This window comes from Azospirillum brasilense, assembly GCF_007827815.1.
GTDB classification, from domain to species: Bacteria; Pseudomonadota; Alphaproteobacteria; order Azospirillales; family Azospirillaceae; genus Azospirillum; species Azospirillum brasilense_C.
On sequence record NZ_VITH01000003.1, the window covers coordinates 179,378 to 204,636 of the forward strand.

Genomic DNA, 25,259 nt, shown 5'->3' on the forward strand with positions numbered 1-25,259 from the left:
CGCCGTGTCGCGGCCCCCCAACATCCTGTTCATCATGGCCGACCAGATGGCGGCCCCCGCCCTGCCCTTCCACGGTCATCCGGTCGTCAAGACGCCGAACCTGTCGCGGCTGGCCGCGGATGGCGTGGTGTTCGACAACGCCTACTGCAACTACCCGCTCTGCGCGCCGTCGCGCTTCGCGCTGCTGTCGGGGCGGCTGCCCTCGGCCATCGGCGCCTTCGACAACGCGGCGGAGTTCGCCTCCTCCGTGCCGACCTTCGTGCATTACGCCCGCGCCGCCGGTTACCGCACCTGCCTGTCGGGCAAGATGCATTTCGTCGGCGCCGACCAGCTCCACGGCTTTGAGGAGCGGCTGACCACCGACGTCTATCCCGCCGATTTCGGCTGGACGCCGGATTGGGGGAACGGAGCGCTGGCCTACGACTGGTCGCATCACATGGCGAGCGTGGTCGAGGCCGGCCCCTGCCACCGCAGCCTGCAGATCGACTTCGACGAAGAGTCCGCCCATCAGGCGGTGCAGAAGATCTACGATTACGGCCGCACCGGAGACGAGGCGCCCTTCCTCCTGGCGGTGTCCTTCACCCACCCGCACGACCCCTTCAACTGCCTGCCGGAGCACTGGGACCTCTACGACCACGCGGCGATCGACCTGCCCTCGGTGCCGCCCATCCCGCCGGAGCGGCTCGATCCGCACAGCCGGCGGCTCCATTATATGGACGGGCTGCACCGCTACGACCTGACGGAGGAGCGGGTGCGCACCGCCCGCCACGCCTATTACGGCTCCATCAGCTATGTGGACGAGCTGGTCGGGCGCCTGCTGACCGCGCTGGAGCGGGCTGGGCTGGCCGAAGACACCATCATCGTCTTCACCGGCGACCATGGCGAGATGCTGGGCGAGCGGGGCATGTGGTACAAGATGACCTTCTTCGAATGGTCGTCCCGCGTGCCGCTGCTGGTCCACGCTCCGCGACGCTGGGCGGCGCGCCGGGTGTCGGCCCCGGTGTCGCACGTCGATCTGTTCCCCACCATCCTCGACCTGCTCGATGGCCGGGCGCCGCTGCCGGTCGACCCGTTCGACGGCGAAAGCCTGCTGCCCCTGCTGGCCGGTTCGGCGCGCGGCGCCGGCCGCACCATCTTCGCGGAGTATCTGGGGGAAGGGACGCTGAACCCCGCCTTCATGGTGCGGCGCGGCCGCTACAAATACATCGCCTGCGACGGCGACCCGCCGCAGCTCTACGATCTGGAGGCCGACCCGAAGGAGCTGGTCAACCGCGCCGGCGCGCGCGATCTCGCCGCCATCGAGGCCGATCTGGCCGCGTCCGTCGCCCGGCGCTGGAACGCGCCGGCCCTGCGCCGGGCGGTGATCGAGAGCCAGAACCGGCGGCTGTTCGTCCACAAGGTGCTGCTGACCGGTCGTCACACCCCCTGGGATTTCCAGCCCCACCGCAGCGCCGCCACCTCCTACGTCCGCAATTTCGGGGTCGCCGAGGACACGCTGAAGGCGCTGGCCCGCCTGCCGGCGGTCGAGCCGGTGCCGCCCGACGCCTGATTCCTCTTCTCCCACTTCTGCCATCCGGGGAACCGCCATGCCCGACATCTCTCTGCCCAGCCTGTCCATCACTCCCGTCAGCCCGGCCATCGGCGCGCGGGTTGAGGGGCTGGACCTCACCAACCCGCTGAGCGACGCGGAGGCCGCCGCGCTGGAGCGCGCTCTGGTCACCCATCAGGTGCTGTTCTTCGAGAACCAGCCCCTGACGCCCGCGGCCCAGCGCGCCTTCGCCGCCCGCTTCGGCAGCCTGCACGTCCACCCCGTCTATCCCAACGTGCCCGAGCAGCCGGAGATCATGGTGCTCGACACCGGGCCGCACAACGTGACGGACAACGACGTCTGGCACACCGACGTGACCTGCATCGAGACGCCGCCGGCCATCGTGGCGCTGTCGGGCAAGCGGATCCCGCCCAACGGCGGCGACACCGTGTGGGCCAGCAACATCGCCGCCTACAACGGCCTGTCGGAACCGCTGCGCCGCCTGCTCGACCCGCTGACCGCGCTGCACGACTTCACCAAATCCTTCCCCGAATGGCGGCACAACGGCGATCCGGAAACGCACGCCCGCTGGCGCGCGGCCCGCGACCGCCACCCGCCGGTGACCCACCCGGTGGTCCGCGTCCATCCGGTGAGCGGCGCCAAGGCGCTGTTCGTGAACGAGAACTTCACCGCACGCATCGTCGGGCTGAGCGACCGCGAGAGCGCGGCCATCCTCGACCTGCTGTTCGACCACATCAGCCGCCCGGAATTCACCGTGCGCTGGCGGTGGAAGGCCGACGACCTCGTGCTGTGGGACAACCGCTCCACCCAGCATTACGCGGTGAACGATTATCTGCCGCACAGCCGCCTGATGCACCGCGCCACCGTTCTGGGCGACCGGCCCGTCGGACCCTGAGCGCCGGCCTGGATGGCAAGAGGCATGGCGGTCATCGAAGCTGCGCCGAGCCGGCGGCGATCCGAGGCCGGTGCCGCTTAAAGGCAACCGGACCGGAAAAGCGCGGTTCTCGGCGCATGGCGGAAGCGACCCGGAGGGTCTGAACCGTCGAAGAGTCCGAACGGATTGCCTCGAATTCGCGGTGATCTTTTCGGCGCCATCGCCACCGCCCGTTGACGCGTCCCGTCCGGCTCGCGCTAGGCTTGCCGAAACCACGGCTTGGCAGCGAAACGGGACAACAGCATGACCATCGGCATCGGCGCGGACGACCTTCTGCGGTTCGAGAGTCTGGGCGACAACTGCGAATTCGGCTTCGTCCTGCGCCGCTTGTCCTGCGAGGCGGGGAGCCTGTTCCGCTGGGCCTCCATGAAGCCCGACCAGCTCCTGGCCAAGCTGCGCGCCAACTTCGAAGGCATGTACCGGTTCGAGAACCTGTCGCCGCTGCGCACCGGCATGGTGCTGGATTCCGCCTACGGCATCGGCTGGCACAGCGACATGAAGTCCGACGTGACCGGCGGCCGGCTGGTCTTCCGCGACGATGAGGCGACGCGGCGCGCCCTGCACCGCCGGGAAACGCGCAAGATCCAGTATCTCCAAGCCAAGTTCACCGCGCGCGCGGCGATGGGCGGGGTGATCTTCGTCGTGAAGTCGAACCCCGGCATCGCCCCCGCCACCATCGACGGCCTGCACGAGGCGCTGGCCGCCCTGGCCGGCCACGACGACTTCGCCCTGCTGGAGGTCCGGGAGACCGACGATCCCGCCCGCATCGGCCGCGTGGAGTGGCAGCGGCCCGGCCTGATGCGCGGCTGCGTCACCCGCTTCGCCCCCTATCATCGGGCGGACGACATCGACGCCGCGGCGTGGTTCTCCATCGTCCAGGGCGCGCTGAGCCTGTTCCCCTGCCACGACTGGGCCCGGCGCCACGCCGCCCTGCGCATCGGCGCCCCCGACGCGCTGGTGCAGCTCCGCTTCCCCTTCGCCCCCGATCAGGACTTGGGCAAGCCCATCGCGGGCGACCTGCGCGCCGGAACCGTCCGCCTGCTGAACGGCAACAGCTGGTGCCGCCCCTATGAGGGGATGTTCCGCCTGCACGGTCCCGATCCGGAGAAGCCCGGCACCACGCTGCGCTGGACAGGGGTCCATGCACCCGGCGCCTTCCATCTCGGCGCCACCCTGCGCTGCCCCCTGCGGGATTCCGTCCCGCTCCGCGTCGCGGTCGCCATCGCCGCGGAGGACGGCGCGACGCTGGCCGAGGAGCGGTTCGAGGTGCATCCCGGCCGGGCGACCGACCTCGTGCTGGACGCCCCCGCCACGAAAGGACCGCTGACCGTCGCGTTGACCGTGAACGCCGTGCGCCCGCTGGCCGAGGGAGAGCGCGCCGTGCTGGACTTGTCGCCGCCCGCCCTGCACCCGGAGCCGGTTCCGGCCATCGCCCTGCCGGCGAAAGCGGCGTGAGTCGGATCATCAAAGCGGGATGGGCCGGGGTCGCCGTATTGTTGGCGTTCCTGGCTGTCCCGGCGCAGAGTGACACGGCCATCGGACCGCGCACGCAGCCGCCCTATCCGGACTGGCTGACCACGCGCATGGAGACGCTGCGGCATCGGGACCCGAAGGCGACGCTGCTGGGGGATTCCCTGGTCGCCGGCTGGCCGCCCGACCTCGCCCGCCCGCTGTTCGACGCGGAGCCGATGAATTTCGGGGCCGGGGGCGACACCACGGGCAACCTGCTGTGGCGGGTGCGGCAGGCCTTCGGGCCGGGCATGAGTCTGGAGTCCGCTCTGGTCCTGGTCGGAACGAACGACCTGCCGGACCGCTCCGCCGCGGAGATCGCCGGCACCATCGGGACCATCGCGGCGGAGGTGAGGCGGTCCGCTCCCGGCGCCTGCGTCACGCTGCTCACCCTGCTGCCGCGGCGCGACGGCAACGCCGTGTTCGCCGAGCGCATCGCCGATGTGAACCGGCGGCTGGCCGCTCTCGCCGGCCCCGGCCTGCGCGTGGTGGACGCGAGCACCCCGCTGCGCGACGCCTGCCCGGCGGAGGGCGCCTGCCCGCTCTACAAGGACCCGGTGCATCTGACCCGCGCCGGCTACGAGCGCCTGACCGCCGTCGTCGGCAAGACCGGTTGCTAGAAAGATGTCGAAGGCGACGGGGCTTCGGGATATCTAGAGGCCATGACCAGCGACACCGCCGCCGCCGACCGTACCGGCACCGATTTCGAGATCTTCATCGTCACCGCGCCGGGCCTGGAATCCGTGCTCTGCGCGGAGGTGAAGGCCAAGGGCTTCCGCGACGCCACCGCCATCAAAGGCGGCGTCACCGTCCGCGGCGGCTGGCCGGAGGTCTGGCGGGCAAACCTGGAGCTGCGCGGGGCGACCCGCGTGCTGGCCCGCGTCGCCTCCTTCCGCGCCTTCCACCTCGCCCAGCTCGACAAGCGGGCGCGCCGGGTGCCCTGGGCCGAGATCCTGCGCCCCGACGTGCCGGTCCGCGTGGAGGCGTCCTGCAAGGGCTCGCGCATCTACCACGCCGGGGCGACCGCCCAGCGCATCGAGCGGGCCATCACCGAGGAGCTGGGCGCCCCCATCTCGGCCGAGGCCGAGGTGTCCATCAAGGCCCGCATCGACGACGATCTGTGCACCATCAGCGTCGACGCGTCGGGCGAGTCCCTGCACAAGCGCGGCCACAAGGAGGAGATCCACAAGGCCCCGCTGCGCGAGACTCTGGCCGCGTTGTTCCTGCACCATTGCGGCTACGACGGCACCGAGCCGGTGGTCGACCCCATGTGCGGCTCCGGCACCTTCGTCATCGAGGCCGCGGAGATCGCCGCCGGCCTGCACCCTGGACGCACGCGCCGCTTCGCCTTCGAGCAGCTTGCCTCCTTCGACGACGCGGCGTGGCAGGCGATGCGCTCCGCGGGCGGCAACGCTCCAACGCCGGCGTTTCGCTTCTACGGCAGCGACCGCGACGGCGGGGCCATCGCCATGAGCCGCGCCAACGCCGAGCGCGCGGGCGTCGCCGCCCTGACGGAGTTCCAGAAGCACGCGGTCAGCGATCTGATGCCGCCGGAGGGGCCGCCGGGCCTTGTCATCGTCAACCCGCCCTACGGCGCGCGGATCGGCGAGAAGAAGCCGCTGTTCGCCCTCTACGGCGCGCTGGGGCAGACGTTGCTGTCGCGCTTCTCCGGCTGGCGGGTCGGTTTGGTCACCAACGAGGCGTCGCTGGCCCAGGCGACCGGCCTGCCTTTCCAGCCGTCCGGCCCCTCGGTGTCGCACGGCGGCCTGCGCGTGACGCTGCACAGCACCGCCGCCCTTCCCTGACCCCTTCCCGCACCCATCTGTAGACCCATGCCCAACCGCACCGCCCCCCGCCTGCACGCCCCCCGTCTGCAAGCATCGGCCTGCCCGCACGATTGCCCGTCCACCTGCGCGCTGGAGGTCGAGGTGCTCGACGAGCGCCGCATCGGGCGCATCCGCGGCGCCGCCGACAACAGCTACACCGCGGGGGTGATCTGCGCGAAGGTCGCCCGCTACGCCGAGCGGGTGCACCACCCCGACCGGCTGACCCAACCGCTGCGCCGCACCGGCCCCAAAGGCTCCGGCCAGTTCGCGCCGATCTCCTGGGACGAGGCGCTGGACATCGTCGCCGAGCAGTTTCTGGAAGCGGAGCGCCGGCACGGGCCGGAGACGGTGTGGCCCTACTACTATGCGGGCACCATGGGGCTGGTGCAGCGCGACGGCATCAACCGGCTGCGCCACGCCCGGCGCTGGTCGGGCTTCTTCGCCACCATCTGCACCAACCCGGCCTGGGCCGGCTGGCTGGCCGGCGCCGGCAAGCTGGCCGGGGCCGACCCGCGTGAGATGGCCAAGTCCGACCTCGTGGTGATCTGGGGCACCAACGCCGTGTCCACCCAGGTCAACGTGATGACCCACGCCGTCCGCGCCCGCAAGGAGCGCGGGGCCAAGATCGCCGTGGTTGACGTCTACCGCACCCCGACCATGGAGCAGGCGGACATTCCCCTGCTGATCCGTCCGGGCAGCGACGGGGCGCTCGCCTGCGCGGTGATGCATGTGCTGTTCCGCGACGGGTTGGCCGACCGCGCCTATCTCGCCAGCCACGCCGACGATCCCGCCGGGCTGGAGGCGCATCTCGCCAGCCGGACTCCGGAGTGGGCCGAGGCCATCACCGGCCTGCCGGCGGCGGAAATCGAAGCCTTCGCCCGGCTGGTCGGGCACACGCCGCGCAGCTATTTCCGGCTGGGCTACGGCTTCACCCGCTCGCGCAACGGGGCGGTGAACATGCACGCCGCCTCCTGCATCCCGGTGGTCAGCGGCGCCTGGCAGGTCGAGGGCGGCGGGGCTTTCCACTCCAACAGCGGCATCTACGGCTGGAACAAGACGCTGATCGAGGGGCTGGACCTGCGTGACCCGACCGTGCGCATGCTCGACCAGTCGCGCATCGGCCCGATCCTGGAGGGCGACCCGGAGGCGCTGGCCGGCGGCCCGCCGGTGACGGCGCTGCTGATCCAGAACACCAACCCGGTGACCATCGCCCCCGATCAGGCGCGCGTGCGCCGCGGCTTCGCCCGCGACGACCTGTTCGTCTGCGTGCACGAGCAGTTCATGACCGAGACGGCGCGCATGGCCGACATCGTGCTGCCCGCCACCATGTTCCTGGAGCACGACGACCTCTATCAGGCGGGCGGCAACCAGCACATCCTGCTCGGACCCAAGCTGGTCGATCCGCCCGGCGACTGCCGGCCCAACCACGCCGTCATCACGGAGCTGGCGCGGCGGCTGGGCAGCGACTCCCACCCCGGCTTCGCCATGACCGAGCGGGAATTGATCGACGCCACGCTGCGCGCGTCCGGCCACGGCACGCTGGAGGCGCTGGAATCCCAGCGCTTCCTCGACGTGCAGCCGGCTTTCGAGGACGCGCATTTCGTGAAGGGCTTCCGCTGGCCCGACGGCAAGTTCCGCCTGAAGCCGGATTGGCCCAAGGTGCCCTACGCCGCGCCGTCCACCTTCGGCCCGGTCGATGCCATGCCGACCTTCCCCGACCATTGGGCGGTGACGGAGGAGGCCGACGACGAGCACCCCTTCCGGCTGGTCACCGCGCCGGCACGCAACTTCCTGAACAGCAGCTTCACCGAGACCCCGACCTCCGCCGGACGGGAGCGCCGGCCGAGCCTGATGCTGCATCCCGAGGACGCGGCGGCGCTGGGCATCGCGGAAGGTGACCGGGTGGAGGCCGCCAACGGACGCGGCGCGGTCCTGCTGCACGCGCGGCTGTTCGACGGGGTGCGACGCGGCGTGGTCATCGCCGAATCCATCTGGCCCAACGGCGCACATGAAGGCGGACGCGGGATCAACAGCCTGACCAGCGCCGACCCGGTGGCCCCGTTCGGCGGCGCCGCCTTCCACGACAGCCATGTGCGCGTGCGGAAGGCGGCGTCTTCCGATTAATCAGCCCATTTGGGCGGCGGCAGGGAGCGGAAGGCCTCGCGGAGCGCCTGGGACCAGCCGTCGCTGATCTCCTTGAAACAGGGGTCGTCCTCGCCGATCCGCCGCCGCGTCTCCAGCTTCAGAGAGTCGCGGCGGTAGGCGATCAGGTCGAGCGGCAGACCGACCGTCAGGTTGGAGCGCAGCGTGCTGTCCATGGAGATCAGCACCAGCTTCATCCCCTCTTCCAGCGGCGTGTTGTGGTTCAACGCGCGGTCGAGGATCGGCTTGCCGTATTTGTGCTCGCCGATCTGGAAGAAGGCGTTGTCGGCGGTCGCCTCGATGAAGTTTCCGGCGGCGTAGACGTGGAACAGCCGCACACGGTCGCCGCGGATCTGGCCGCCCAGGATGATGGACAGGTCGAAATCCACCCGCTGCTCCTTCAGCGCGTGACCGTCCCGCTTCCACACCTGACGGACGGCGGCGCCGACGAGCTGGGCGGCCTGGAACATGCCGCTTACGCTGGAGATGGTCCGGATCTCGCCGTCCAGCTCCACCCCCTCCTGGATCAGCGCGATCACCGACTGGGTCAGCGACAGGTTGCCGGCGGTCATCAGGGCGATCATGCGGTCGCCCGGCTCTTCGAAGACGTGCATCTTGCTGAAGATGGAGATGTGATCCACCCCCGCGTTGGTGCGCGTGTCCGACAGCATCACCAAGCCGTCCTTCAGATACAGGGCGACGCAGTAGGTCATGGTCCGTCCTCTCTCCTCCCAGCGGAAGCCGGACCGCCACGCAAAAAGGGGCGGCCGGCTGGCCGCCCCAGTGTATGCCGAAAAAACCAGCACGCCGCAAACCCATCGCGGGACGCGGGACATCATGTCCCGTGCCCCTGCGGCTTGCGGTCAGCGCTGCTGCCCGCCCTTCTCGTCCCGATCGCGGTCCATGTCCTGCTGTTGCCGGTTTGCCTGGTCCTGCCCCTGCTGCCGGTTCTTCGGGTTGTCCTGGGTCTGCTGCCCCTGCTTCCGCTCGTCCTGGCTGCCCATTTGATTCGGGTTCCGCTCGTCGGCCATGGTGCTTCCTCCGCATTGCCGGTTCCGATGCCCGGCGGGCATGACGTGAACCGAGACGGCGATGGTACGCGCCACAATCGGCCCGCTCCTACATTGGCAGTCGATCATGTCCCGATTCGCGCGGGGTTTGCCGGTGCCCGCGCAAGGTCATAGGCAGAAAAACATACTCCTCCGGCCACCGTGCCCATTGACATCATGCGGGTACGTATGGTCTATCTTTCGTAGCGCTGCGAACAGCGTCAGGCCGGAGTCTAGGGAGGACTCGGTAGTCCGTGAAAGCGAGGGCGCGCCGCATAAAAACAAAGGCGCGCACACAAGGCGACACGCTGCATGCCTCAAGCCCCAGCACCCCCGCAGGGCTTTGACGGCGGCAGCGTGTTTCACTTTCAGGACCTTGCCTCACCACCAGACATTGCGATCCGTTGCCGCGCCGCACACAGCACCCATGGCGTGTTCCGGGCAAAGAAAAAGGCCGCCAGGATTGCTCCGGCGGCCTGAGTCTAGGGAGGAAACGCCCGAAAAGGCGTCAGTGAAACTAATATATTCCGCAGCGCAGCATAATTCAAGCCTTAATCGAACGAATCAATCCACGTCCATCGGCGCGGCGCTGGCGACGGCCCCGCCCTCCTGAACCGCCGGCTGGCGCAGCGCCTGGATGACCGCCACCGCGGTGCGGCGGCTGTGGTCGGCCAGCAGGGCGCCGGCCTCCTCGGCGTCGCGGCGGCGGAACGCCGCCATGAAGCCTTCATGCTCGTCCACCGACTCCTGCCAGCGGCCGGTGTCGTAGTTGGCGAGCGAGCGGGCGCGCAGGATCTTGGCGGCAAAGCCGGCGTAGGTCGCTTCCAGCGCCGGGTTGCGGGCCATGGCGACGATCTGGGCGTGGATCTGCCGGTTGGTCAGGAAGTAGGCGGCGCGCTCCCCCGCCTCGTGCTGGGTGACCAGCTGGTCGTGCATGCGGTCGAGCTTCGTGAACTCCGCGTCGGAGCCGTTGCGGCAGGCGAGCGTCCCGGCCAGCCGTTCCAGCGCGTCCATCACCTCGAAGATCGCGCCGATCTCGCCGGGGTCCACCGGGGCGACGATGGCGCCGCGGTGGGGGCGAAGCTCCACCAGCCCCTCCGATGACAGAACCCGCAGCGCCTCGCGCAACGGCGTGCGGGAAATCCCGAGTTGCTCGCAAAGCTGGACCTCGGGGACGCGCACGCCGGGCGGCAACTCCCCGTCCAGGATCATCGCCCGCAGTTCCTCCACCGCGGAATGATGCAGCGTCGCGCGGCGGATCGGCCGGGCCGGCGCCTTCATGGTCTTGATCCTGTCCATCCTGACCCACCACCCCCGAAAGTGCTGCATACTTGGGCATGCATACCGAAAAGATGCGCCATGCCCAAAAATCAGGCAAGCCCGCTCCCTCGCGGCCAGCCTCCTTTAATATGCCCTAAACGGCTGAAAACAGCCAACAAATTGGGAATTATAATATTGTATACAATTTGGCACGGGCCTTGCGAAAGGAGGAGGGACGCAACCGCATCGGGAGCACTCCTTTCATGACGTTCCGGTCCCTCACCCTGACGACCGTCACCGCCGCTTTTCTCGCTCTCTCGGCCGCCGCCATGACGACCGCGGGCGCCCAGGCCGCCGACGCGGAGAAGCTGAAGCTCGGCTTCGCCAAATGTGCCCATTGCCTGCCGATGGCGCTGACCCCGGAACTCGCCAAGGGCGTGGAGATCGAGGCGATCAACTTCAATTCCGGCAACGACGTGCTGACCGCGCTGGTGTCGAAGAGCATCGACATGGCCCAGGTCACCTACCTGCACTACATCACGGCGCTCGATAAGGGCTTCGACGTGGTGGCCGTGTCCGGCCAGGTGAACGGTGGGTCGGAGATCGTCGTCGGCAAGGGCATCACCCTGAAGGCCGATGATTGGGACGGGCTGAAGACGCTGATCGCCGAGCGCAAGGAGAAGGGCGAGCCGCTGCGCGTCGCGGCGTCGCGCGGCAATGCGCAGGACATCCACATGCGCGGCGCCCTCCAGAAGCACGGCATCAACGTCAACAAGGACGTGCAGTTCATCAACATCCCGAACCCGTCCGACCATGCCGCCGCCCTGCAGCGCGGCGAGGTGGACGTGATCTGCACGGTGGAGCCCTTCGCCTCGCAGATCCGCCAGACCGGCGTCGGCACGCATTTCGCCCTGCCCTATGACCAAGCCGCCGGCAACCTGACCAACCTGATCGTCACCCGCTCCGACGTCATCAAGGACCACCCGAAGGCGGTCGAGGCCACCGTCGGCTCGGTCGTCGCCCTGGTCGACAAACTGAAGTCCGACCAGACTGTGTGGGTGGACGTCATCAACAAATACACCGGCATGGACAAGGCCGTTGCCATCGAGGCGCTGAAGAACGCCTCCCCGGATTACGCCATCCACAAGGACAGCACGCTGGCCATCGCCACGATGATGCGCGAGCTGAAGTACATCTCCAACGACGTCACCGCCGCCGCGGAGAAGAACCTGGATTACACGTTCCTCGAAGCCGTCACCAGGAAGCCGAAGAGCGAGCTGGGCTTTTAAAAGTACTTTGCTCCACGAAGCCCAATCCCCTCTCCCCTCTGGGGAGAGGGTTATAAATATGACGGGATAGGGAAAACCGGGCCATGACGGCATTGTCGAAATCCTGGGAGCGCGCCGTCGTTCCCCTCTTCATCCTGGCCACCTGGGAGGTGTTCTCCCGGTCCGGCTTCCTGCCGGCGGCCCTGCTGCCGGCCCCGTCGGTGGTGCTGCACACCTGGGGCGACTGGATCTTCGGCTTCGACGAGACCTCGCAGGGCAACACCGGCCGCTGGCTGGCCGACGCCCTGTCCAGCGCCACCCGCGTCGCCGCCGGCTACGGCATCGCGGTGGTCAGCGGCGTGGCTCTGGGCATCGCCATCGGCTGGTGGCGCTGGGTCGAGCGGACGGTGGAGCCGACGCTCCAGATGCTCCGCCCGGTGCCGCCGGTGTCGTGGATCCCGCTGGCGATCATCTGGTTCGGCATCGCCAACAAGCCGGCCATCTTCCTGGTCTTCCTCGGCGCCTTCTTCCCGATCCTGATGAACACCATCCACGGGGTGAAGACCGCCGACCGCAACCTGATCCGCGCCGCCTCGATGATGGGCGCCACGGAGCAGCAGCTTCTGCGCCACGTCGTGTTCCCGGCGGCCCTGCCCAGCATCTTCGCCGGCCTGCGCATCGGCATCGGCGCCGCCTGGATGCTGACCGTGACGGCGGAGATGGTCGCGGTGAAGAGCGGCCTCGGCTACGTGCTGTGGGACAGCTACTACTTCCTGCGCTACGACCTCGTGCTCGCCGCCATGGCCAGCATCGGCCTGCTCGGCTACGCGACCGACGCGCTCATCAAGGTCCTGATGTCCGCCGCGCTGCACTGGCAGCACGGCTCCACGCTCCAGAGCCGGGAGGGCTGAGCGATGGCTTCCATCGAGCTTCGCAACATCACCAAGATCTTCCGCGACGCCAAGCGCAAGCGCGACCTGCTGGCCATCGACGACGTCAGCCTGTCGGTGGAGAAGAACGAGTTCCTCTGCCTGCTCGGCTCGTCGGGCTGCGGCAAGTCCACCCTGCTGAACATGATCGCCGGCTTCGAGAAGCCGACCGAGGGCAGCGTGACGGTCGGCGGCAAGGCGGTGGACGGCCCCGGCGCCGACCGCGGCATGGTCTTCCAGCAGGCCAACCTGATGCCCTGGCTGCCGGTGTGGGAGAACGTCGCCTTCCACCTGCGTCTGAAGGGCTGGCGCAAGGCCGACCGGCGCGACGCCGCCCAGGACTACATCGACATGGTCGGCCTGCGCGGCTTCGAGAACCATTTCCCGGCGGAGCTGTCGGGCGGCATGAGCCAGCGCGTCGGCATCGCCCGCGCCCTGCTGCTGAACCCGCAGGTCATCCTGATGGACGAGCCCTTCGCGGCGCTCGACGCCCAGACCAAGATGGACATGCAGGAGGAGCTGGTCGCCATCTGGCAGAAGCAGCGCTGCACCGTCGTCTTCGTCACCCACAGCGTGGACGAGGCGCTGGTGCTGGGCACCCGCGTCGCCGTGATGACCAGCCGTCCGGGCCGCATCCGCGAGCTGATCGCGCTCGACCTGCCGCGCCCGCGCGACACCACCGGCCCGCGCTTCAACGACCACAAGCGCCACATCCTCAACCTGATCCGCGAGGAGGGCCTGCAGCAACGGCAGGTCGCCGTCGCGTGACCGGCCGGCTCGACCTGCTGCTGACCGGCGTCACCGCCCTGACCGGGGAGGCCGTCGGCAGCGTCGTGGACGACGCCGCCATCGGCATCCGCGACGGGCGCATCGCCCATCTCGCCCCGGCGTCGGAGGGGCTTCCCGCCGCCGCCGAGGTCCGCCACCTGCCGGGGCGAGTGGTCACGCCGGGCTTCGTCAACGCGCACCTGCACGCCGTCCTGGTGATGGTGCGCGGCGTCGCCGCCGATCTCGGCTTCGCGCCCTCCTACACGCCGGGCGTGCCCAAGGGCACCGACGCCACGCCGGAGGAGGCCCGCGCGCTGGCCCGGCTGGGCGCGGTGGAGGCTCTGCTTTCCGGCTCTACGCTGATCTGCGACCATTTCGTCCACGCCGACGCAACGCTGGACGCCATCGCCGACCTCGGCCTGCGCGTCCATGCGAGCTGGCGCGTCCACGACGTGGACTTCGCCCGCGTGGCCCAGGGCGAATGGCGCTTCGACCCGGCCATCGGCAGCGACCTGCTGCTGCGGACGCTGGACCTGCACGACCGCTGGAACGGCGCCAACGGCGGGCGCATCCGCGTGCAGATGGCCGCCCACGCGCCGGACACCTGCTCCCCCGCCTTCCTGCGCACCCTCGCCGACGAGGCGGCGAGGCGCTCCATGCACGTCAACACCCATCTGGCGCAGAGCCGGGTGGAGGTGGAGCGGGTGAAGGCCTCCACCGGCCTGACCCCGGCGGAGCTGCTGGACGAGTGCGGGCTGATGAACGACCGGCTGCTCGCCACTCACTGCCTCTATGTGGAGGTCGCCGACATCGCCCGCCTCGCCCGCGCCGGAGCGCACGCGGTGCATGTGCCGAAATGCAACGCCGCCTCGGGCCGGCTCGCGCCGACGCCGAAGCTGAAGGAGGCGGGCGTCAATCTGGCGCTGTGCACCGACACCCAGCACGGCGACATGGTGGAGGCGATGCGCTGGGCGCTCGCCACCGCGCGCATCCAGCAGGGCGGGGTCACCGCGGACTGGCAGCCCGCCGACGTCTTCCGCATGGCGACTTTGGGCGGCGCGCGGGCGGTCGGCATGGCCGACGAGATCGGCACGCTGGCCGTGGGGAAGCTGGCCGACCTCGTCGTCTTCGACGCCCGACGCCCGCATCTGCGCCCGCTGGTGAACCCGCTCGGCACGCTCGTCCACACCGCGCAGGGCCGCGACGTGGAGATGGTGCTGGTGGACGGCGAAACGCTGGTCGAGGACGGGTGCCCCGTCCGCGCCGACCTGAACGAGATTTGCACCGAGGCCGACAAGGCCGCCCGCGCGCTGTGGGCGCGCGCCTGACCGAAAGAACCATGGATATGAGCAACCGCGTCCTTCTGGGCATGCTGACCCCCTCCTCCAACACGGTGCTGGAGCCCGTCACCTCCGCGATGCTGAGCGGCCTGCCGGAGGTGACCGCCCATTTCGGGCGCTTCACGGTGAAGGAAATCTCGCTGCGCGCCGCCGCGCTCGACCAGTTCACCGACGCGCCCTTCCTGGACGCCGCCCGGCTGCTGGCCGACGCCCGGCTGAACGTGATCGGCTGGAACGGCACCTCGGCCGGCTGGCTGGGCTTCGCGGCGGACGAGAGGCTCTGCGCTTCCATCGAAGCGGAGACGGGAATTCCCGCCTGCACCTCCATGCTCGCGCTCAACGAGATCCTGGAGACGACCGGGCGCAAGCGCTTCGCCATCGTCAGCCCCTATCTGGACGAGATCCAGGACAGGATGGTCGCCAACTACAACGCCGCCGGCTTCGAGGTGGTGGCGGAGCGGCACCTGAACGACCGCGGCAACTTCTCCTTCTCCAAGGTCACCGAGGAGACCATCGAGCGGATGTGCATGGAAGTCGCAGAGTCCAAGCCGGAGGCCATCGCCATCATCTGCACCAACATGCGCGGCGCCCCGGTGGCCGAGCGCATGGAGAAGGCGCTGGGCATCCCCGTCTACGACACGGTGTCCACGGTGGTGTGGAAGGCGCTGCGCATGACCGGCGTTGACACCCGCCGCGTCGAGGGCTGGGGCAGCCTGTTCCGCGAGTTGCACGGCTGAGGGGAGTATTGCCCCCACCCCGGCCCTCCCCCGCTTCGCGGGAGAGGGTGCCTTCTGCGAAGCGGCGGCAGTTCCCTCCCCTGCGACAGCGGGGGAGGGTTAGGGAGGGGGCCGGTACGTCACGCGGGGCAAGAACGTCACGATGGGAGAAACGACGATGAACTTCGATCTGGTCATCCGCAACGGCACGGTCGCCACCGCGTCGGACGTGTTCAAGGCCGACGTCGGCGTGCGCGACGGGCGGATCGCCGCGCTGGGCGAGGGGCTGGCCGCCGGGCGGGAGGAGATTGACGCCGCCGGCCTGCTCGTCCTGCCGGGCGGGGTGGACGGGCACGTCCATTTCGACCAGCCGACCGGCGATGGCTCTGTCATGGCCGACGATTTCCTGACCGGCACCCGCTCCGCGGCCTTCGGCGGCACTACGACCGTGCTGCCCTTCGCCTGCCAGGAGAAGGGCAAGACGCTGCGCGCCGCGGTGGACGACTATCACCGCCGGGCCGCCGGAAAGCCGCTGATCGACTACGCCTTCCACGTCATCGTCACCGACCCCACCGAGCAGGTGCTGGGCCAGGAGCTGCCGGCGCTGATCCGCGAGGGCTACACGTCCTTCAAGATCTACATGACCTACGACGCGCTGAAGCTGAACGACCGCCAGATCCTGGAGGTGCTGGACATCGCCCGCGCCGAGGGCGCCATGGTCATGATGCACGCGGAGAACGCCGACTGCATCGCCTGGCTGACCGAGAAGCTGGAGCGCGCCGGCCAAACCGCCCCCTATTTCCACGGCGTCTCCCGCCCCCGCGTGGCGGAGCGCGAGGCCACCCACCGCGCCATCTCCCTGGCGGAGCTGGTGGACGTGCCGATCCTGATCGTCCACGTCTCCGGCGCCGACGCGGTGGAGCAGATCCGCTGGGCGCAGGGGCGCGGCCTGCGCATCTACGCCGAGACCTGCCCGCAGTACCTGTTCCTGACCGCCGACGACCTGGGCGGTGAGGGGTTCGAGGGCGCCAAGTGCATCTGCTCGCCGCCGCCGCGCGACGCTGCGAACCAAAAGGTGATCTGGGATGGGCTGACCGGCGGCGCCTTCCAGGTCTTCTCCTCCGACCATGCGCCCTTCCGCTTCGACGGGCCGGGCGGCAAGAAGGTCCATGGCGAACAGGCGCCCTTCCGCTGCGTCCCCAACGGCATCCCCGGCGTGGAAACGCGCCTGCCGCTGCTGTTCTCCGAGGGCGTGATGAAGGGCCGGATGGAGCTGACCAAGTTCGTCGAGCTGACCGCCGCCAACCCCGCCCGCATGTACGGCCTGCACCCGCGCAAGGGCACCATCGCCGTTGGGGCGGACGCCGACATCGCCCTGTGGGACCCGTCCCGCACGGTCACCATCACCAACGGCATCCTGCACCACAATGTGGACTACACGCCCTATGAGGGGATCGAGGTCACCGGCTGGCCGGTTGCCACGCTGTCCCGTGGCGAGGTGATCTGCCGCGACGGCGCCTTGCTGGCCGAGCCGGGCCGTGGCGCGTTCCTGCCCTGCGGCCTGCCCGCCCCGGCGCGGCCCAAGGGCTCGCCGGCCCCGGTCCTGCCGTTCTAAACTCGGCCCCCCGCAACCGGAGACCCTGCCCGTGAGCACACCCGACCTGTTCCGCCTCAGCGCCGCCGAGATGGCGGAGGGCGTGCGCACCCGCCGCTTCCGGGCGCGCGACCTCGTGACGGTGAGCCTGGAGCGCATCGCGGCGCTGGACGGCGGGCTGAAGTCCTTCATCACCGTGGCCCCCGACGCCGCGTTGGCCGCTGCCGAGGCGGCCGACCGGCACGTCGAGGCGGGGGCGCCGCTCGGCCCGCTGCACGGCGTGCCGGTGGGCGTGAAGGACCTGACCCTGACGGCGGGGCTGCGCACCACCTACGGCTCCACCCTCTACGCCGACCTGATCCCCGACACCGACGACCTCAGCGTCGCCCGTTTGAAGGCGGCGGGGGCCATCATCCTGGGCAAGACCAACACGCCGGAGTTCGGCTTCGGCGCGATCACCGGCAACGAGCTGTGCGGGCCGACCGCCAACCCCTACGACCTGGACAAGACCAGCGGCGGGTCGAGCGGCGGCAGCGCCGCCGCGGTGGCCGCCGGGCTGGTGCCGCTGGCCCAGGGCACCGACTTCGGCGGCTCGGTGCGCACGCCGGCCAGCTTCTGCGGGGTGGTGGGGCTACGCCCGACGCCGGGACGCATCCCCAGCCCGGGCCGCGCGCTGGCCTGGGACGGGCTGGCGACGCAGGGATTCCTCGCCCGCGACGTGGCCGACGCGGCGCTGGCGCTGGCCGCGGTCAGCGGGCCGGACCCGCGCGACCCGACCTCCCTGCCCGTTCCGGAATGGACGGTGCCGGACCTCGACGCCCTCGACCCGCGGTCACTGCGGGTGGCCTGGAGCACGGACCTCGGCTCCGCGCTGATCGACCTCGGGCTGGCCGAGCGGTTCGAGGCGGTGATGCGCGGGCTGGATGGCCGCTTCGGGGCGTTCGTGGAGGCCACGCCCGATTGCCGCGAGGCCGGCGCCGCCTTCGGCACGCTGCGCGCCGCGCACATCTTCCACACCTACGGCCGGACGCTGGAGCAGGACGGCGACCGGCTGAGCCCGTCGGTCGCCTGGAACATCGCGCGGGGCAAGGGGCTGAGCGCCGCCGACTATCTGCGGGCGGAGGCCCAGCGCAGCGCGCTCTACCGCCGCTTCGCCGCCTTCTTCCGCGACCACGACATCCTGATGACGCTGAGCGCCAGCGTGCCGCCCTTCCCCAACGCCCAGGGCGACGTGACGGAGATCAACGGCTTCCGCCTGTCGACCATCATCGACTATCTGGCGATCACCTACACGGTGTCGCTGATCGGCTTCCCCTGCCTGTCGATCCCCTGCGGCTGGACGGCCGACGGCCTGCCCATCGGCCTGCAACTGATCGCCCGCCCCTACGAGGAGGACCGGCTGCTGCGCTGCGCGCGGTTCCTGGAGCGGGAGCTGGGGTTCCGCCATCGCTGGCCGGAAGCGCTGTAAAGGCCGCGGCCCCCACCCCGGCCCTCACGGACGCGCGGTCACCGTCCCCGCGGTCCGCAAACTGAACGCATCGTGCAGCGAGGCCGCCAGCGTGCGGGCGACGCAGTCGTAGCCGAAGTCGTTCTGGTGGATGCCGTCCGGCCCGACCAGATCGCCCAGGGCGGCCTGCCGCGTCTCCACCCACTGGCGCATCACCGCGTAGCGGTGGAACAGGCCGACCCCCTCCTCCGCCGCGACGCGGGCGATGCGCTCCTCCATCTCCTCGTGCCGGGGCTTCGCCAGCATGGCCGGGGCGTATTGCAGGTCCATCAGCACGACGTCCAGCCCGGCCGCCTTCAGCGTCCGCACCCCGTCGCGGATCACCTGCTCCGCCGCGTCGGGATCGTCGCCGCGCAGGACGGTGTTGGCCGCCACCTGCCAGATCACCAGATCGGGCGCCTCGTCCAGCACGTCGCGCCGGAACCGCTTCAGCATGTCCGGCCCGGTCTCACCGTTGGCGCCCTTGTTGAGGACGGTCAAGGCGAGGCCGGGGTAGCGCGCGCCGAGATGCTCGGCCAGCCGCGCCGGGTAGCTGTGCTCCGGTCGGCTGGCCCCAGCGCCGGCGGTGGAGGAGGAGCCGATGGCGACGATGCGCAGCGGCCCGCCGGCGGCCAGCGCCCGCGCGCTGCGCGGCAGCGGCACGGCGAGGTCGGCGGTCTGCACCGACACGGCGCAGGCCGCTGCCTTCACCGGGCCGGGCGTGGCGGTCAGGCCGGCGAGGAAGGGGACGAGGGACAGCAGGGCGGCGGAGAGGAGGGCGGAAAGGACAGGGCCCCTCCGGCCACGGGTCCGGGGGGCGGGCGTGCCTGTCACGGAGCGGGTCTCCCGGCGCGGTCGATCATGGTGGACACGGTGTCGGCCAGGATGCGGCCGAGGCAGCGGTGGACGAACTGGTAGGCCTGCAGCTTTTCCTCCTTGGAGTCAGGGGCGAAGCCGACGCGGCCCTCCTCGAACCAATGCCGCATCATCTCGAAACGGGGGAAATGGACCACGTCGCTGTTCTGCGACATCCACTCCACATAATCCAGGTAGGGCTGGAAGGTGATGAGCTGGCTGGTCTGCGGGCTGTACTGCATGTCCATCAGGATCACGTCGGCGCCGCGCCCCTGGGCCGCTGCAATGCCACGGCCCAGCGCCTCCCCGAAGCTGTCGGGCCCGATGTTCCGCATGGCGTCCGCCGTCCCCACCTGCCAGACCAGCAGGGAAGCGGAGGAGGCGGCCAGTTCCCGGTTCAGGATCGGCAGCATCTCCTGCGCGGTCGCCCCCGGCGCGTTGCGCACGGTCACGCTGACCTTGCGGTCGGGCAGCCGGGCCGCCAGCTCCTTCTCCAGCAGCATCGGATAGGCGGTGTCGGGTCGCGCGCTCGCCGAGTTGAGCACCAGGATCGGCAGCGCGCCGCCGCGCTTCAGCCGCTCCCAGGCGCGCGGCAGGGCGCCGTCGACGGAGTAGACGGACTCCGGAACGGCGCAGGGATCGTCGGGCGTCGCCGACGCCGCACGCGCGACGCCCATGCCGATGGATGCGGTCAGTCCCGCGAGGACGGCCAGGGTCCAGACGATCGCGCGTTTCATGCGCTCGGGTCCTTGGCGGAGGCTGTGGCGGCAGGGACCATCGGGGCGGCGGAGGCCAGTGGAGCGGCGGGGGCCGCGGGCGGGGCGGATGCCGGTTGGCGGGGCGGCCGTCCCACGGACTGATACCAGGTCAGCACCCGCGCGGCCGCCACCATCACGGCGATTCCGGCGAGTGTGACCGAAAATTGGGCCAAAAGCGAGGCGGACCAGTGGTTCAGAACGGTCTGGCCGGCGAAGGACAGAAAGATGCCCAGGCAGAAGACCTGAAGCGACTGCCGCCCGCACAGAATCACCGGCGCCAGCGCCGGCCAGCGCAGCCACGCGCTGTCGAACCGCGCGATCTGCAGGACGACGTAGGCCAGCGCACAGAAATGCGCGAGCCGCAGCAGGTCGAGGTCGGTCTTGCTGATCGGGTAGAGGATCTCCGCCAGCCACATCGGCATCAGCGCCGCCATCGGCGCGATCTGCCAGGAGATCACCAGCAGCAGCGAGGCGAACAGATAGGCTCCCGCCAGCCACAGCAGCGCCGTCCGCCGCTCGGTCAGCGTCGCCGCCACCCTGGGCAGCCGCTGCATGGTCGCCCCCAGCACGAACAGGAACTGCCAGGCGAAGGGGTTGAAGAACCAGACGCCGCCGTCCGGGTAGGTCGGCAGGTTCCAGTCCAGGAGACGGGCCGCCGCGTAGAGCGCGACCGACCCGGCGAGCAGCGCCAGCGGCCAGCGCCGCAGCACCGGCAGCACCAGCGGGAGCGACAGCAGCAGCACGATGTAGAGCGGCAAGATGTCCAGGTTGGCCGGGCGGAACTTCAGCGCCAGCGCCTGGACCAGCGACACCGCAGGATCGGCGAAGAAGCCGGCGATGCCCATTTCCTCGGTGAACAGCGGGTTGTCGAAGACCCGCGCGGTGTAGGCGACCTGGGCCGTGAAGGCGAGGAACAGGAAGAGATAGGCGATGTAGAGCGTCCAGCAGCGGTCGAGCACCTTGGCCGCGGCAAACCGCCAGCCATGCCGCTCCAGTATCCGCGAATAGACCAGCGACGAGGTGTAGCCGGAGATGAACACGAACACCTCGGTCGCGTCGCTGAGACCGAAGTTGCGCATCGTTACCCAGGCGATCTGGTTGCCCGGAATGTGGTCCACGAAGATGAACCACAGGGCCAGCCCGCGGAAAAAATCCAACCGAAGATCGCGCATCCCGCCCGACGCCACCGCCCGACCCCGCCCTTGTTTCGCGTGCGCGGCACCGTGGCACGGGCGGTCCGCTTTTGGCAATCGGCACAGAGGTCTGGCCGCCGTTGGTGGAACCCGGGCGCCATACCGGCGAACGCCCCATGCGCAACACCGCGTGTTGTGCTATCACCGCGCGCAACCGGTTCCGTCCCACCGCACCGGTCCGCGGCCGGTCAAGCGAAGGACCCAGAATGGCGACCATCGAAGAAGCGCTCGGCATCGCGGTCGATCACCACACGTCCGGTCGCCTCGCCGAAGCCGAGATCATCTACACCCGCATCCTGGAGGCCGACCCGCACCACGCGCCGGCCCTGCATCTGGCCGGGGTGCTCGCCGGCCAGACGGACCGTCTCGACACCGCGCTCGACCGGTTGCGCCGCGCGGTCGCGGAGGCTCCCGGCACCGCGGCCTACCGCATCGACCATGCCAAGGCGCTCATCGCCGCGCAGGAATGGAGCGCGGCGAGCTCGGCCCTGCGCTCCGCCCTGGCCCTGACGCCCGAGGCCCCCGATCCCTGGTATTTCCAGTCCCTGGCCGAGCATCACGCCGGCGACACCGACGCCGCCATCGCGGCCCTGCGGCACGCCTGCGCCCTGGCCCCGGACCGGGAGGACATGACCGGCCGGCTCGCCCTGCTCCACCAGCAGCGCGGGCAGGAGCATCTGCGGCGGTTCCGGCAAAGCCTCGCCCTGGCCGACTTCCAGAGCGCGGTCGCCTTGAGCCCGGCGGAGTCCGAACCGGCCTTCCTGCTCGCCACCGCGCTTCTCGATTCCAACCGCTTCGACGCGGCGGCCGCGATGTACCGCCGGGCGATGAGCCTCGCCCCGGCGGAGGGATTCGCCCTGCACAATCTGGGGATCACCCTGAGCCGCGGCGGCCGCGCGGACGAGGCGCTGACCGTTCTCCGTCGCGCCGCCCGCCTGGACCCCGGCCATGTGACGGTGCGCGACGCCCTCGTCCAGGTGCTGGAGCGGCGCGAACCGGCGGAAGCCGCCCTGTGGTCGAGCGAGGCACTGGCCCTCAAGCTGGCGCGGGCCGCCACCATGGTCCCCACCGCCGAAGCCCTCTCCGATGCCCCGCCGCCCGGTTCCGACGGCGCCCGGACCCGCAACATCGTCGCCTTCAGCCTGTGGGGGACGCGGGAGATCTACACGCGGGGCGCGCTCGCCAACGCCAGGGCGATGCCCACGGTTCTTCCCGGCTGGACCTGCCGCTTCTACCACGACGATTCGGTTCCCCGCCCGGTGCTGGACGAGTTGGCGCGGCTCGGCGCCGAGACGGTCGGCATGCCGGCCGGCAGCGGCCCCTCGCACGGGCTGTTCTGGCGCTTCCTCGTCGCCGACGACCCGACGGTGGCGCGGTTTCTCTGCCGCGACTGCGATTCCCGCCCGACCGCGCGGGAGAAGGCCGCTGTGGACGCCTGGATCGCGTCCGGCCTGCCCTTCCACGTCATGCGCGACCATGTGCTGCACACCGACCTGATCCTGGCCGGGATGTGGGGCGGCATGGCCGGCCGGCTGCCGCCGTTGGGGCCGGCCATCGACGCTGCCGCCGACCGCAGGGCCGACCGCTGGCAGGACCAGCGCTTTCTGGCGGATTGGGTGTGGCCGCGCATCCAGGGGCGCGCGCTGGTCCATGACAGCGTCCATCCCGAGGCCGGCCAGCCCTTCCCGCCGGCCCCGGACGATCCCGTGTCGTCGCATGTCGGGGCGAAGATTCTGCAATTGCCGCTCAGCGGCCGCGTCTCCGCTGCCGCCGACCTGCCCGACTTTCCGCCCTCGGTCATCATCCTGCCGGCCCAGCCCGGGCGTCCCGTGCTCGCCGAACGGCCGGGACGCCACGGCATCATGCGCTTCTTCCCGAAGGACGCCTATGTCGGGCGCTCGCTCGCGCTCTACGGCGAATACTCCGACGATGAGCATCGCCTCGCCGCGATGCTGGTGGACGCCGGCGACGTGGTGGTCGAAGCCGGGTCGAACATCGGCGCGCACACCGTCCCGCTGGCCCGGACGGTCGGCCCCACCGGGCTGCTTCACGCCTTCGAGCCGCAGCGCGTGGTGCATGAATTGCTGGCCCACAACCTCGCCGCCAACGGCCTTCACAACGTCGTCCTGCACCGGGCGGCGGTCGGCGGCTCACCCGGCCAGGTGACCGTCCCGATCCCCGACTATGGCCAGCACGGAAACTTCGGCGCCGTCAGCATGGGCGCCATCGACGGCGAGCCGGTGCCGGTCGAGACGATCGATGGCCTCGGCCTGGATCGGCTGGCTCTGCTGAAGGCCGATGTGGAGGGCATGGAGGCGCTGGTGATCGAGGGCGCCGTCCGGAGCATTGCCCGTTTCCGACCGGCGCTCTATCTGGAGAACGACCGGGAGGAGCATTCCGCCGAACTCATCACACTGCTCCAGGGCCTGGGCTACCGGCTGTGGTGGCACATCGTGCCGATCTTCAACCCGGCCAACTATGCGGGCAATGCGTTCAACGCCTTTCCCGGCGTGGTGTCCGTGAACCTGCTGGGCCTGCCGGAGGGACGCCCCTGCCCGCTGCCGACGCTGCCGCCGGTCACCGGGCCCGGCCAGTCCTGGCGCGAGGCCGCCAAGCCCGCCTGACCCCAGCGCCGTCCCTCCTTGCCCACACGTCGGGCAGCATGGTGAAGACCAAGGCTTCGCTGAAATTTTAGGCACATTCAGCGGGCAGTCTGCCCAGCTTCGCGCCGTGCCCGAACGGCCAAGTCTGGTTGAACACCAGAGTATGTGAGGGCTCCGGCCGGGTTCACCGGAGAACCCGCCGGAGTGGCACGCGGGTTGCTCTCCCTGTGTCCTGCGCCGTGCCACCGGGGGTCTCCGCCGGTGCGCCCTACCAGGATACGCCCCATGGCCGCACTCCAATCCACCCGCCCGCATCGCAGCCCGGAACCGCAGACAGCCGCTGAGACCGCCGCTGGGACCGCCTCGGAGGCCACCGCGAAACCCGCGGGCGTCGCGGTGACGCTGGACGGCATCACCCACCGCTTCGGCGCCTCCACCGCGGTGGACAACGTGACGCTGGAGATCAAGGCGGGTGAGCTGGTGGCCCTGCTGGGGCCGTCCGGCTGCGGCAAGACCACGCTGCTGCGCATCCTCGCCGGCTTTCAGGCGCAGACGTTGGGCCGCGTCGTCATCGGCGACCGGGTGGTCGACAGCCTGCCGCCGGCCGGGCGCGGTGTCGGCATCGTGTTCCAGAATTACGCCCTGTTCCCGCACATGACGGTGGCGCAGAACGTCGCCTACGGGCTGGAGGCGCGGGGGGCCGCCCGCGACGCGGTGCGGGCGCGGGTGGAGGCGATGCTGGGTCTGGTGAAGCTGGACGCCATGCGCGACCGCTTCCCCAAGCAGCTGTCCGGCGGGCAGCAGCAGCGCGTGGCGCTGGCCCGCGCCCTGGCGATCCAGCCGAGCATCCTGCTGCTCGACGAGCCCTTCGCCGCGCTCGACAAGAATCTGCGGCTGGACATGCAGATCGAGATCAAGCAACTCCAACGCCGTTTCGGCATCACCACCATCATGGTCACCCACGACCAGGAGGAGGCGCTGAGCATGGCCGACCGCATCGCCGTGCTGAGCCGGGGCAAGCTGGAGCAGTTCGGCACGCCGGAAGACGTCTACGACCGTCCCGGCACGCTGTTCGTCAACGGCTTCGTCGGCAGCGCCAACCAGTTGCGGGGCCGCGTCGTCCGCGCCTCCGGCAGCGTCGCCGAGGTGGCGTTGGAGGCCGGCACCGTTCTGACCGCCGTAACCCCCGACGCCGCGTTGGCCGCCGGCGACCCCGCGATCCTCTGCGTGCGCCCGGAGAATCTGCGGCTCGCCACCGAGGCGGCGCCCCAGCAGATCGTCGGCACCGTGGACCTCGCCCTGCCGCTCGGCCCGGTGGTCGTCTACGAGGTGCGCACCGCCGACGGCGGAAAGGTGAAGGTGACCGAGCCGCGCGTGGCCGGTGCCGCGCTGCGCGCGCCCGGCACGCCGGTCCGGCTGCAGCCCGTCTCCCCCCAGACCTGCCGCGCCTTCGCCGTTCCGGCGGGCGCCTGATCCACTC

The 25,259-nt window shown here is 70.3% G+C and carries 21 protein-coding genes; 15 read left to right on the top strand and 6 right to left on the bottom strand.

Going from position 1 to position 25,259, the window contains the following annotated elements:
- Positions 1-4 precede the first annotated feature (4 nt).
- The 6 genes from betC (at position 5) to FBZ83_RS07670 (ending at position 7,942) form a co-directional block, all read left to right on the top strand.
- Positions 5-1,549: a choline-sulfatase gene (betC, locus tag FBZ83_RS07645; RefSeq protein WP_145681891.1), complete on the top strand. Its 1,545-nt coding sequence runs from the start codon at positions 5-7 to the stop codon at positions 1,547-1,549.
- A gap of 37 nt (positions 1,550-1,586) precedes the next feature.
- Positions 1,587-2,444 (top strand): taurine dioxygenase, encoded by an 858-nt coding sequence (tauD, locus tag FBZ83_RS07650; protein ID WP_145681892.1) that lies wholly within the window; start codon positions 1,587-1,589, stop codon positions 2,442-2,444.
- 282 nt (positions 2,445-2,726) lie between these two features.
- Positions 2,727-3,938, top strand: a complete 1,212-nt coding sequence (locus tag FBZ83_RS07655) for a hypothetical protein (protein ID WP_145681893.1) — start codon at positions 2,727-2,729, stop codon at positions 3,936-3,938.
- A 41-nt stretch (positions 3,939-3,979) separates the two neighbouring features.
- The gene (locus FBZ83_RS07660) at positions 3,980-4,612 is read left to right on the top strand and encodes a GDSL-type esterase/lipase family protein (RefSeq protein ID WP_247888205.1); all 633 of its coding nucleotides are present in this window, start codon (positions 3,980-3,982) and stop codon (positions 4,610-4,612) included.
- A gap of 42 nt (positions 4,613-4,654) precedes the next feature.
- Positions 4,655-5,797: a THUMP domain-containing class I SAM-dependent RNA methyltransferase gene (locus FBZ83_RS07665; protein ID WP_145681895.1), complete on the top strand. Its 1,143-nt coding sequence runs from the start codon at positions 4,655-4,657 to the stop codon at positions 5,795-5,797.
- Between the two features lie 27 nt (positions 5,798-5,824).
- Positions 5,825-7,942, top strand: coding sequence for a molybdopterin-containing oxidoreductase family protein (locus tag FBZ83_RS07670; RefSeq protein WP_145681896.1), 2,118 nt, complete (start codon positions 5,825-5,827; stop codon positions 7,940-7,942).
- Here the strand turns inward: FBZ83_RS07670 and FBZ83_RS07675 are convergent.
- The 3 genes from FBZ83_RS07675 to FBZ83_RS07685 all read right to left on the bottom strand — a co-directional run bounded on the left by FBZ83_RS07675 (position 7,939) and on the right by FBZ83_RS07685 (position 10,308).
- Positions 7,939-8,673: a proteasome-type protease gene (locus tag FBZ83_RS07675; RefSeq protein ID WP_145681897.1), complete on the bottom strand. Its 735-nt coding sequence runs from the start codon at positions 8,671-8,673 to the stop codon at positions 7,939-7,941. The two genes, FBZ83_RS07670 and FBZ83_RS07675, sit on opposite strands and share 4 nt — an antisense overlap.
- Positions 8,674-8,823: 150 nt before the next feature.
- Complete coding sequence (locus FBZ83_RS31365) at positions 8,824-8,991, bottom strand: hypothetical protein (protein ID WP_170295972.1); 168 nt, start codon at positions 8,989-8,991, stop codon at positions 8,824-8,826.
- 582 nt (positions 8,992-9,573) lie between these two features.
- The gene (locus FBZ83_RS07685; RefSeq protein WP_247888206.1) at positions 9,574-10,308 is read right to left on the bottom strand and encodes a GntR family transcriptional regulator; all 735 of its coding nucleotides are present in this window, start codon (positions 10,306-10,308) and stop codon (positions 9,574-9,576) included.
- Positions 10,309-10,532: 224 nt separating this feature from the next.
- Here FBZ83_RS07685 and FBZ83_RS07690 point away from each other — a divergent pair, with 224 nt between their 5' ends.
- The 7 genes from FBZ83_RS07690 to FBZ83_RS07720 all read left to right on the top strand — a co-directional run bounded on the left by FBZ83_RS07690 (position 10,533) and on the right by FBZ83_RS07720 (position 18,352).
- Positions 10,533-11,558, top strand: coding sequence for an ABC transporter substrate-binding protein (locus FBZ83_RS07690; RefSeq protein ID WP_145681898.1), 1,026 nt, complete (start codon positions 10,533-10,535; stop codon positions 11,556-11,558).
- Positions 11,559-11,641: 83 nt separating this feature from the next.
- Positions 11,642-12,448, top strand: coding sequence for an ABC transporter permease (locus tag FBZ83_RS07695; RefSeq protein WP_145681899.1), 807 nt, complete (start codon positions 11,642-11,644; stop codon positions 12,446-12,448).
- A 3-nt stretch (positions 12,449-12,451) separates the two neighbouring features.
- Positions 12,452-13,234 carry an ABC transporter ATP-binding protein gene (locus FBZ83_RS07700; protein WP_145681900.1) on the top strand — a complete coding sequence of 261 codons (783 nt, stop codon included), beginning with the start codon at positions 12,452-12,454 and terminating at the stop codon, positions 13,232-13,234.
- The gene (locus FBZ83_RS07705) at positions 13,231-14,562 is read left to right on the top strand and encodes an amidohydrolase family protein (protein ID WP_145681901.1); all 1,332 of its coding nucleotides are present in this window, start codon (positions 13,231-13,233) and stop codon (positions 14,560-14,562) included. Before FBZ83_RS07700 ends, FBZ83_RS07705 begins: the two co-directional genes overlap by 4 nt.
- A 17-nt stretch (positions 14,563-14,579) precedes the next feature.
- Entirely contained in the window at positions 14,580-15,311 is a 732-nt protein-coding gene (locus FBZ83_RS07710; protein WP_145681902.1) for a maleate cis-trans isomerase family protein, read from the top strand.
- 157 nt (positions 15,312-15,468) lie between these two features.
- On the top strand, positions 15,469-16,905 hold the full coding sequence (hydA, locus tag FBZ83_RS07715; RefSeq protein ID WP_145681903.1) for a dihydropyrimidinase: 1,437 nt from the start codon (positions 15,469-15,471) through the stop codon (positions 16,903-16,905).
- 31 nt (positions 16,906-16,936) lie between these two features.
- Complete coding sequence (locus tag FBZ83_RS07720; RefSeq protein WP_145681904.1) at positions 16,937-18,352, top strand: amidase; 1,416 nt, start codon at positions 16,937-16,939, stop codon at positions 18,350-18,352.
- Between the two features lie 24 nt (positions 18,353-18,376).
- On the opposite strand, the gene FBZ83_RS07725 is transcribed toward FBZ83_RS07720, so the two are convergent.
- Genes FBZ83_RS07725 through FBZ83_RS07735 form a run of 3 tightly spaced genes read right to left on the bottom strand, consistent with a single transcriptional unit; the run spans position 18,377 to position 21,155 of the window.
- Positions 18,377-19,204, bottom strand: a complete 828-nt coding sequence (locus FBZ83_RS07725; RefSeq protein WP_145681905.1) for an SGNH/GDSL hydrolase family protein — start codon at positions 19,202-19,204, stop codon at positions 18,377-18,379.
- The gene (locus FBZ83_RS07730; protein ID WP_145681906.1) at positions 19,201-19,962 is read right to left on the bottom strand and encodes an SGNH/GDSL hydrolase family protein; all 762 of its coding nucleotides are present in this window, start codon (positions 19,960-19,962) and stop codon (positions 19,201-19,203) included. Before FBZ83_RS07730 ends, FBZ83_RS07725 begins: the two co-directional genes overlap by 4 nt.
- On the bottom strand, positions 19,959-21,155 hold the full coding sequence (locus FBZ83_RS07735; protein WP_247888207.1) for an OpgC family protein: 1,197 nt from the start codon (positions 21,153-21,155) through the stop codon (positions 19,959-19,961). Before FBZ83_RS07735 ends, FBZ83_RS07730 begins: the two co-directional genes overlap by 4 nt.
- Positions 21,156-21,382: 227 nt before the next feature.
- Here FBZ83_RS07735 and FBZ83_RS07740 point away from each other — a divergent pair, with 227 nt between their 5' ends.
- Positions 21,383-23,800, top strand: coding sequence for an FkbM family methyltransferase (locus FBZ83_RS07740; RefSeq protein WP_186465999.1), 2,418 nt, complete (start codon positions 21,383-21,385; stop codon positions 23,798-23,800).
- Between the two features lie 264 nt (positions 23,801-24,064).
- Positions 24,065-25,252: an ABC transporter ATP-binding protein gene (locus FBZ83_RS07745; protein WP_145681909.1), complete on the top strand. Its 1,188-nt coding sequence runs from the start codon at positions 24,065-24,067 to the stop codon at positions 25,250-25,252.
- Positions 25,253-25,259: the final 7 nt, after the last annotated feature.

Excerpts from the sequence above, each read along its gene's own strand:
- FBZ83_RS07700 (WP_145681900.1), top strand. The coding sequence starts at position 12,452 with ATGGCTTCCATCGAGCTTCGCAACATCACCAAGATCTTCCGCGACGCC.
- FBZ83_RS07745 (WP_145681909.1), top strand. The coding sequence starts at position 24,065 with ATGGCCGCACTCCAATCCACCCGCCCGCATCGCAGCCCGGAACCGCAG.
- FBZ83_RS07735 (WP_247888207.1), bottom strand. The coding sequence starts at position 21,155 with ATGCGCGATCTTCGGTTGGATTTTTTCCGCGGGCTGGCCCTGTGGTTC.
- FBZ83_RS07675 (WP_145681897.1), bottom strand. The coding sequence starts at position 8,673 with ATGACCTACTGCGTCGCCCTGTATCTGAAGGACGGCTTGGTGATGCTG.
- FBZ83_RS07665 (WP_145681895.1), top strand. The coding sequence starts at position 4,655 with ATGACCAGCGACACCGCCGCCGCCGACCGTACCGGCACCGATTTCGAG.
- FBZ83_RS07655 (WP_145681893.1), top strand. The coding sequence starts at position 2,727 with ATGACCATCGGCATCGGCGCGGACGACCTTCTGCGGTTCGAGAGTCTG.
- FBZ83_RS31365 (WP_170295972.1), bottom strand. The coding sequence starts at position 8,991 with ATGGCCGACGAGCGGAACCCGAATCAAATGGGCAGCCAGGACGAGCGG.
- FBZ83_RS07685 (WP_247888206.1), bottom strand. The coding sequence starts at position 10,308 with ATGGACAGGATCAAGACCATGAAGGCGCCGGCCCGGCCGATCCGCCGC.
- tauD (WP_145681892.1), top strand. The coding sequence starts at position 1,587 with ATGCCCGACATCTCTCTGCCCAGCCTGTCCATCACTCCCGTCAGCCCG.
- FBZ83_RS07690 (WP_145681898.1), top strand. The coding sequence starts at position 10,533 with ATGACGTTCCGGTCCCTCACCCTGACGACCGTCACCGCCGCTTTTCTC.
- FBZ83_RS07670 (WP_145681896.1), top strand. The coding sequence starts at position 5,825 with ATGCCCAACCGCACCGCCCCCCGCCTGCACGCCCCCCGTCTGCAAGCA.
- FBZ83_RS07695 (WP_145681899.1), top strand. The coding sequence starts at position 11,642 with ATGACGGCATTGTCGAAATCCTGGGAGCGCGCCGTCGTTCCCCTCTTC.
- FBZ83_RS07710 (WP_145681902.1), top strand. The coding sequence starts at position 14,580 with ATGAGCAACCGCGTCCTTCTGGGCATGCTGACCCCCTCCTCCAACACG.
- FBZ83_RS07730 (WP_145681906.1), bottom strand. The coding sequence starts at position 19,962 with ATGAAACGCGCGATCGTCTGGACCCTGGCCGTCCTCGCGGGACTGACC.
- FBZ83_RS07740 (WP_186465999.1), top strand. The coding sequence starts at position 21,383 with ATGGCGACCATCGAAGAAGCGCTCGGCATCGCGGTCGATCACCACACG.
- hydA (WP_145681903.1), top strand. The coding sequence starts at position 15,469 with ATGAACTTCGATCTGGTCATCCGCAACGGCACGGTCGCCACCGCGTCG.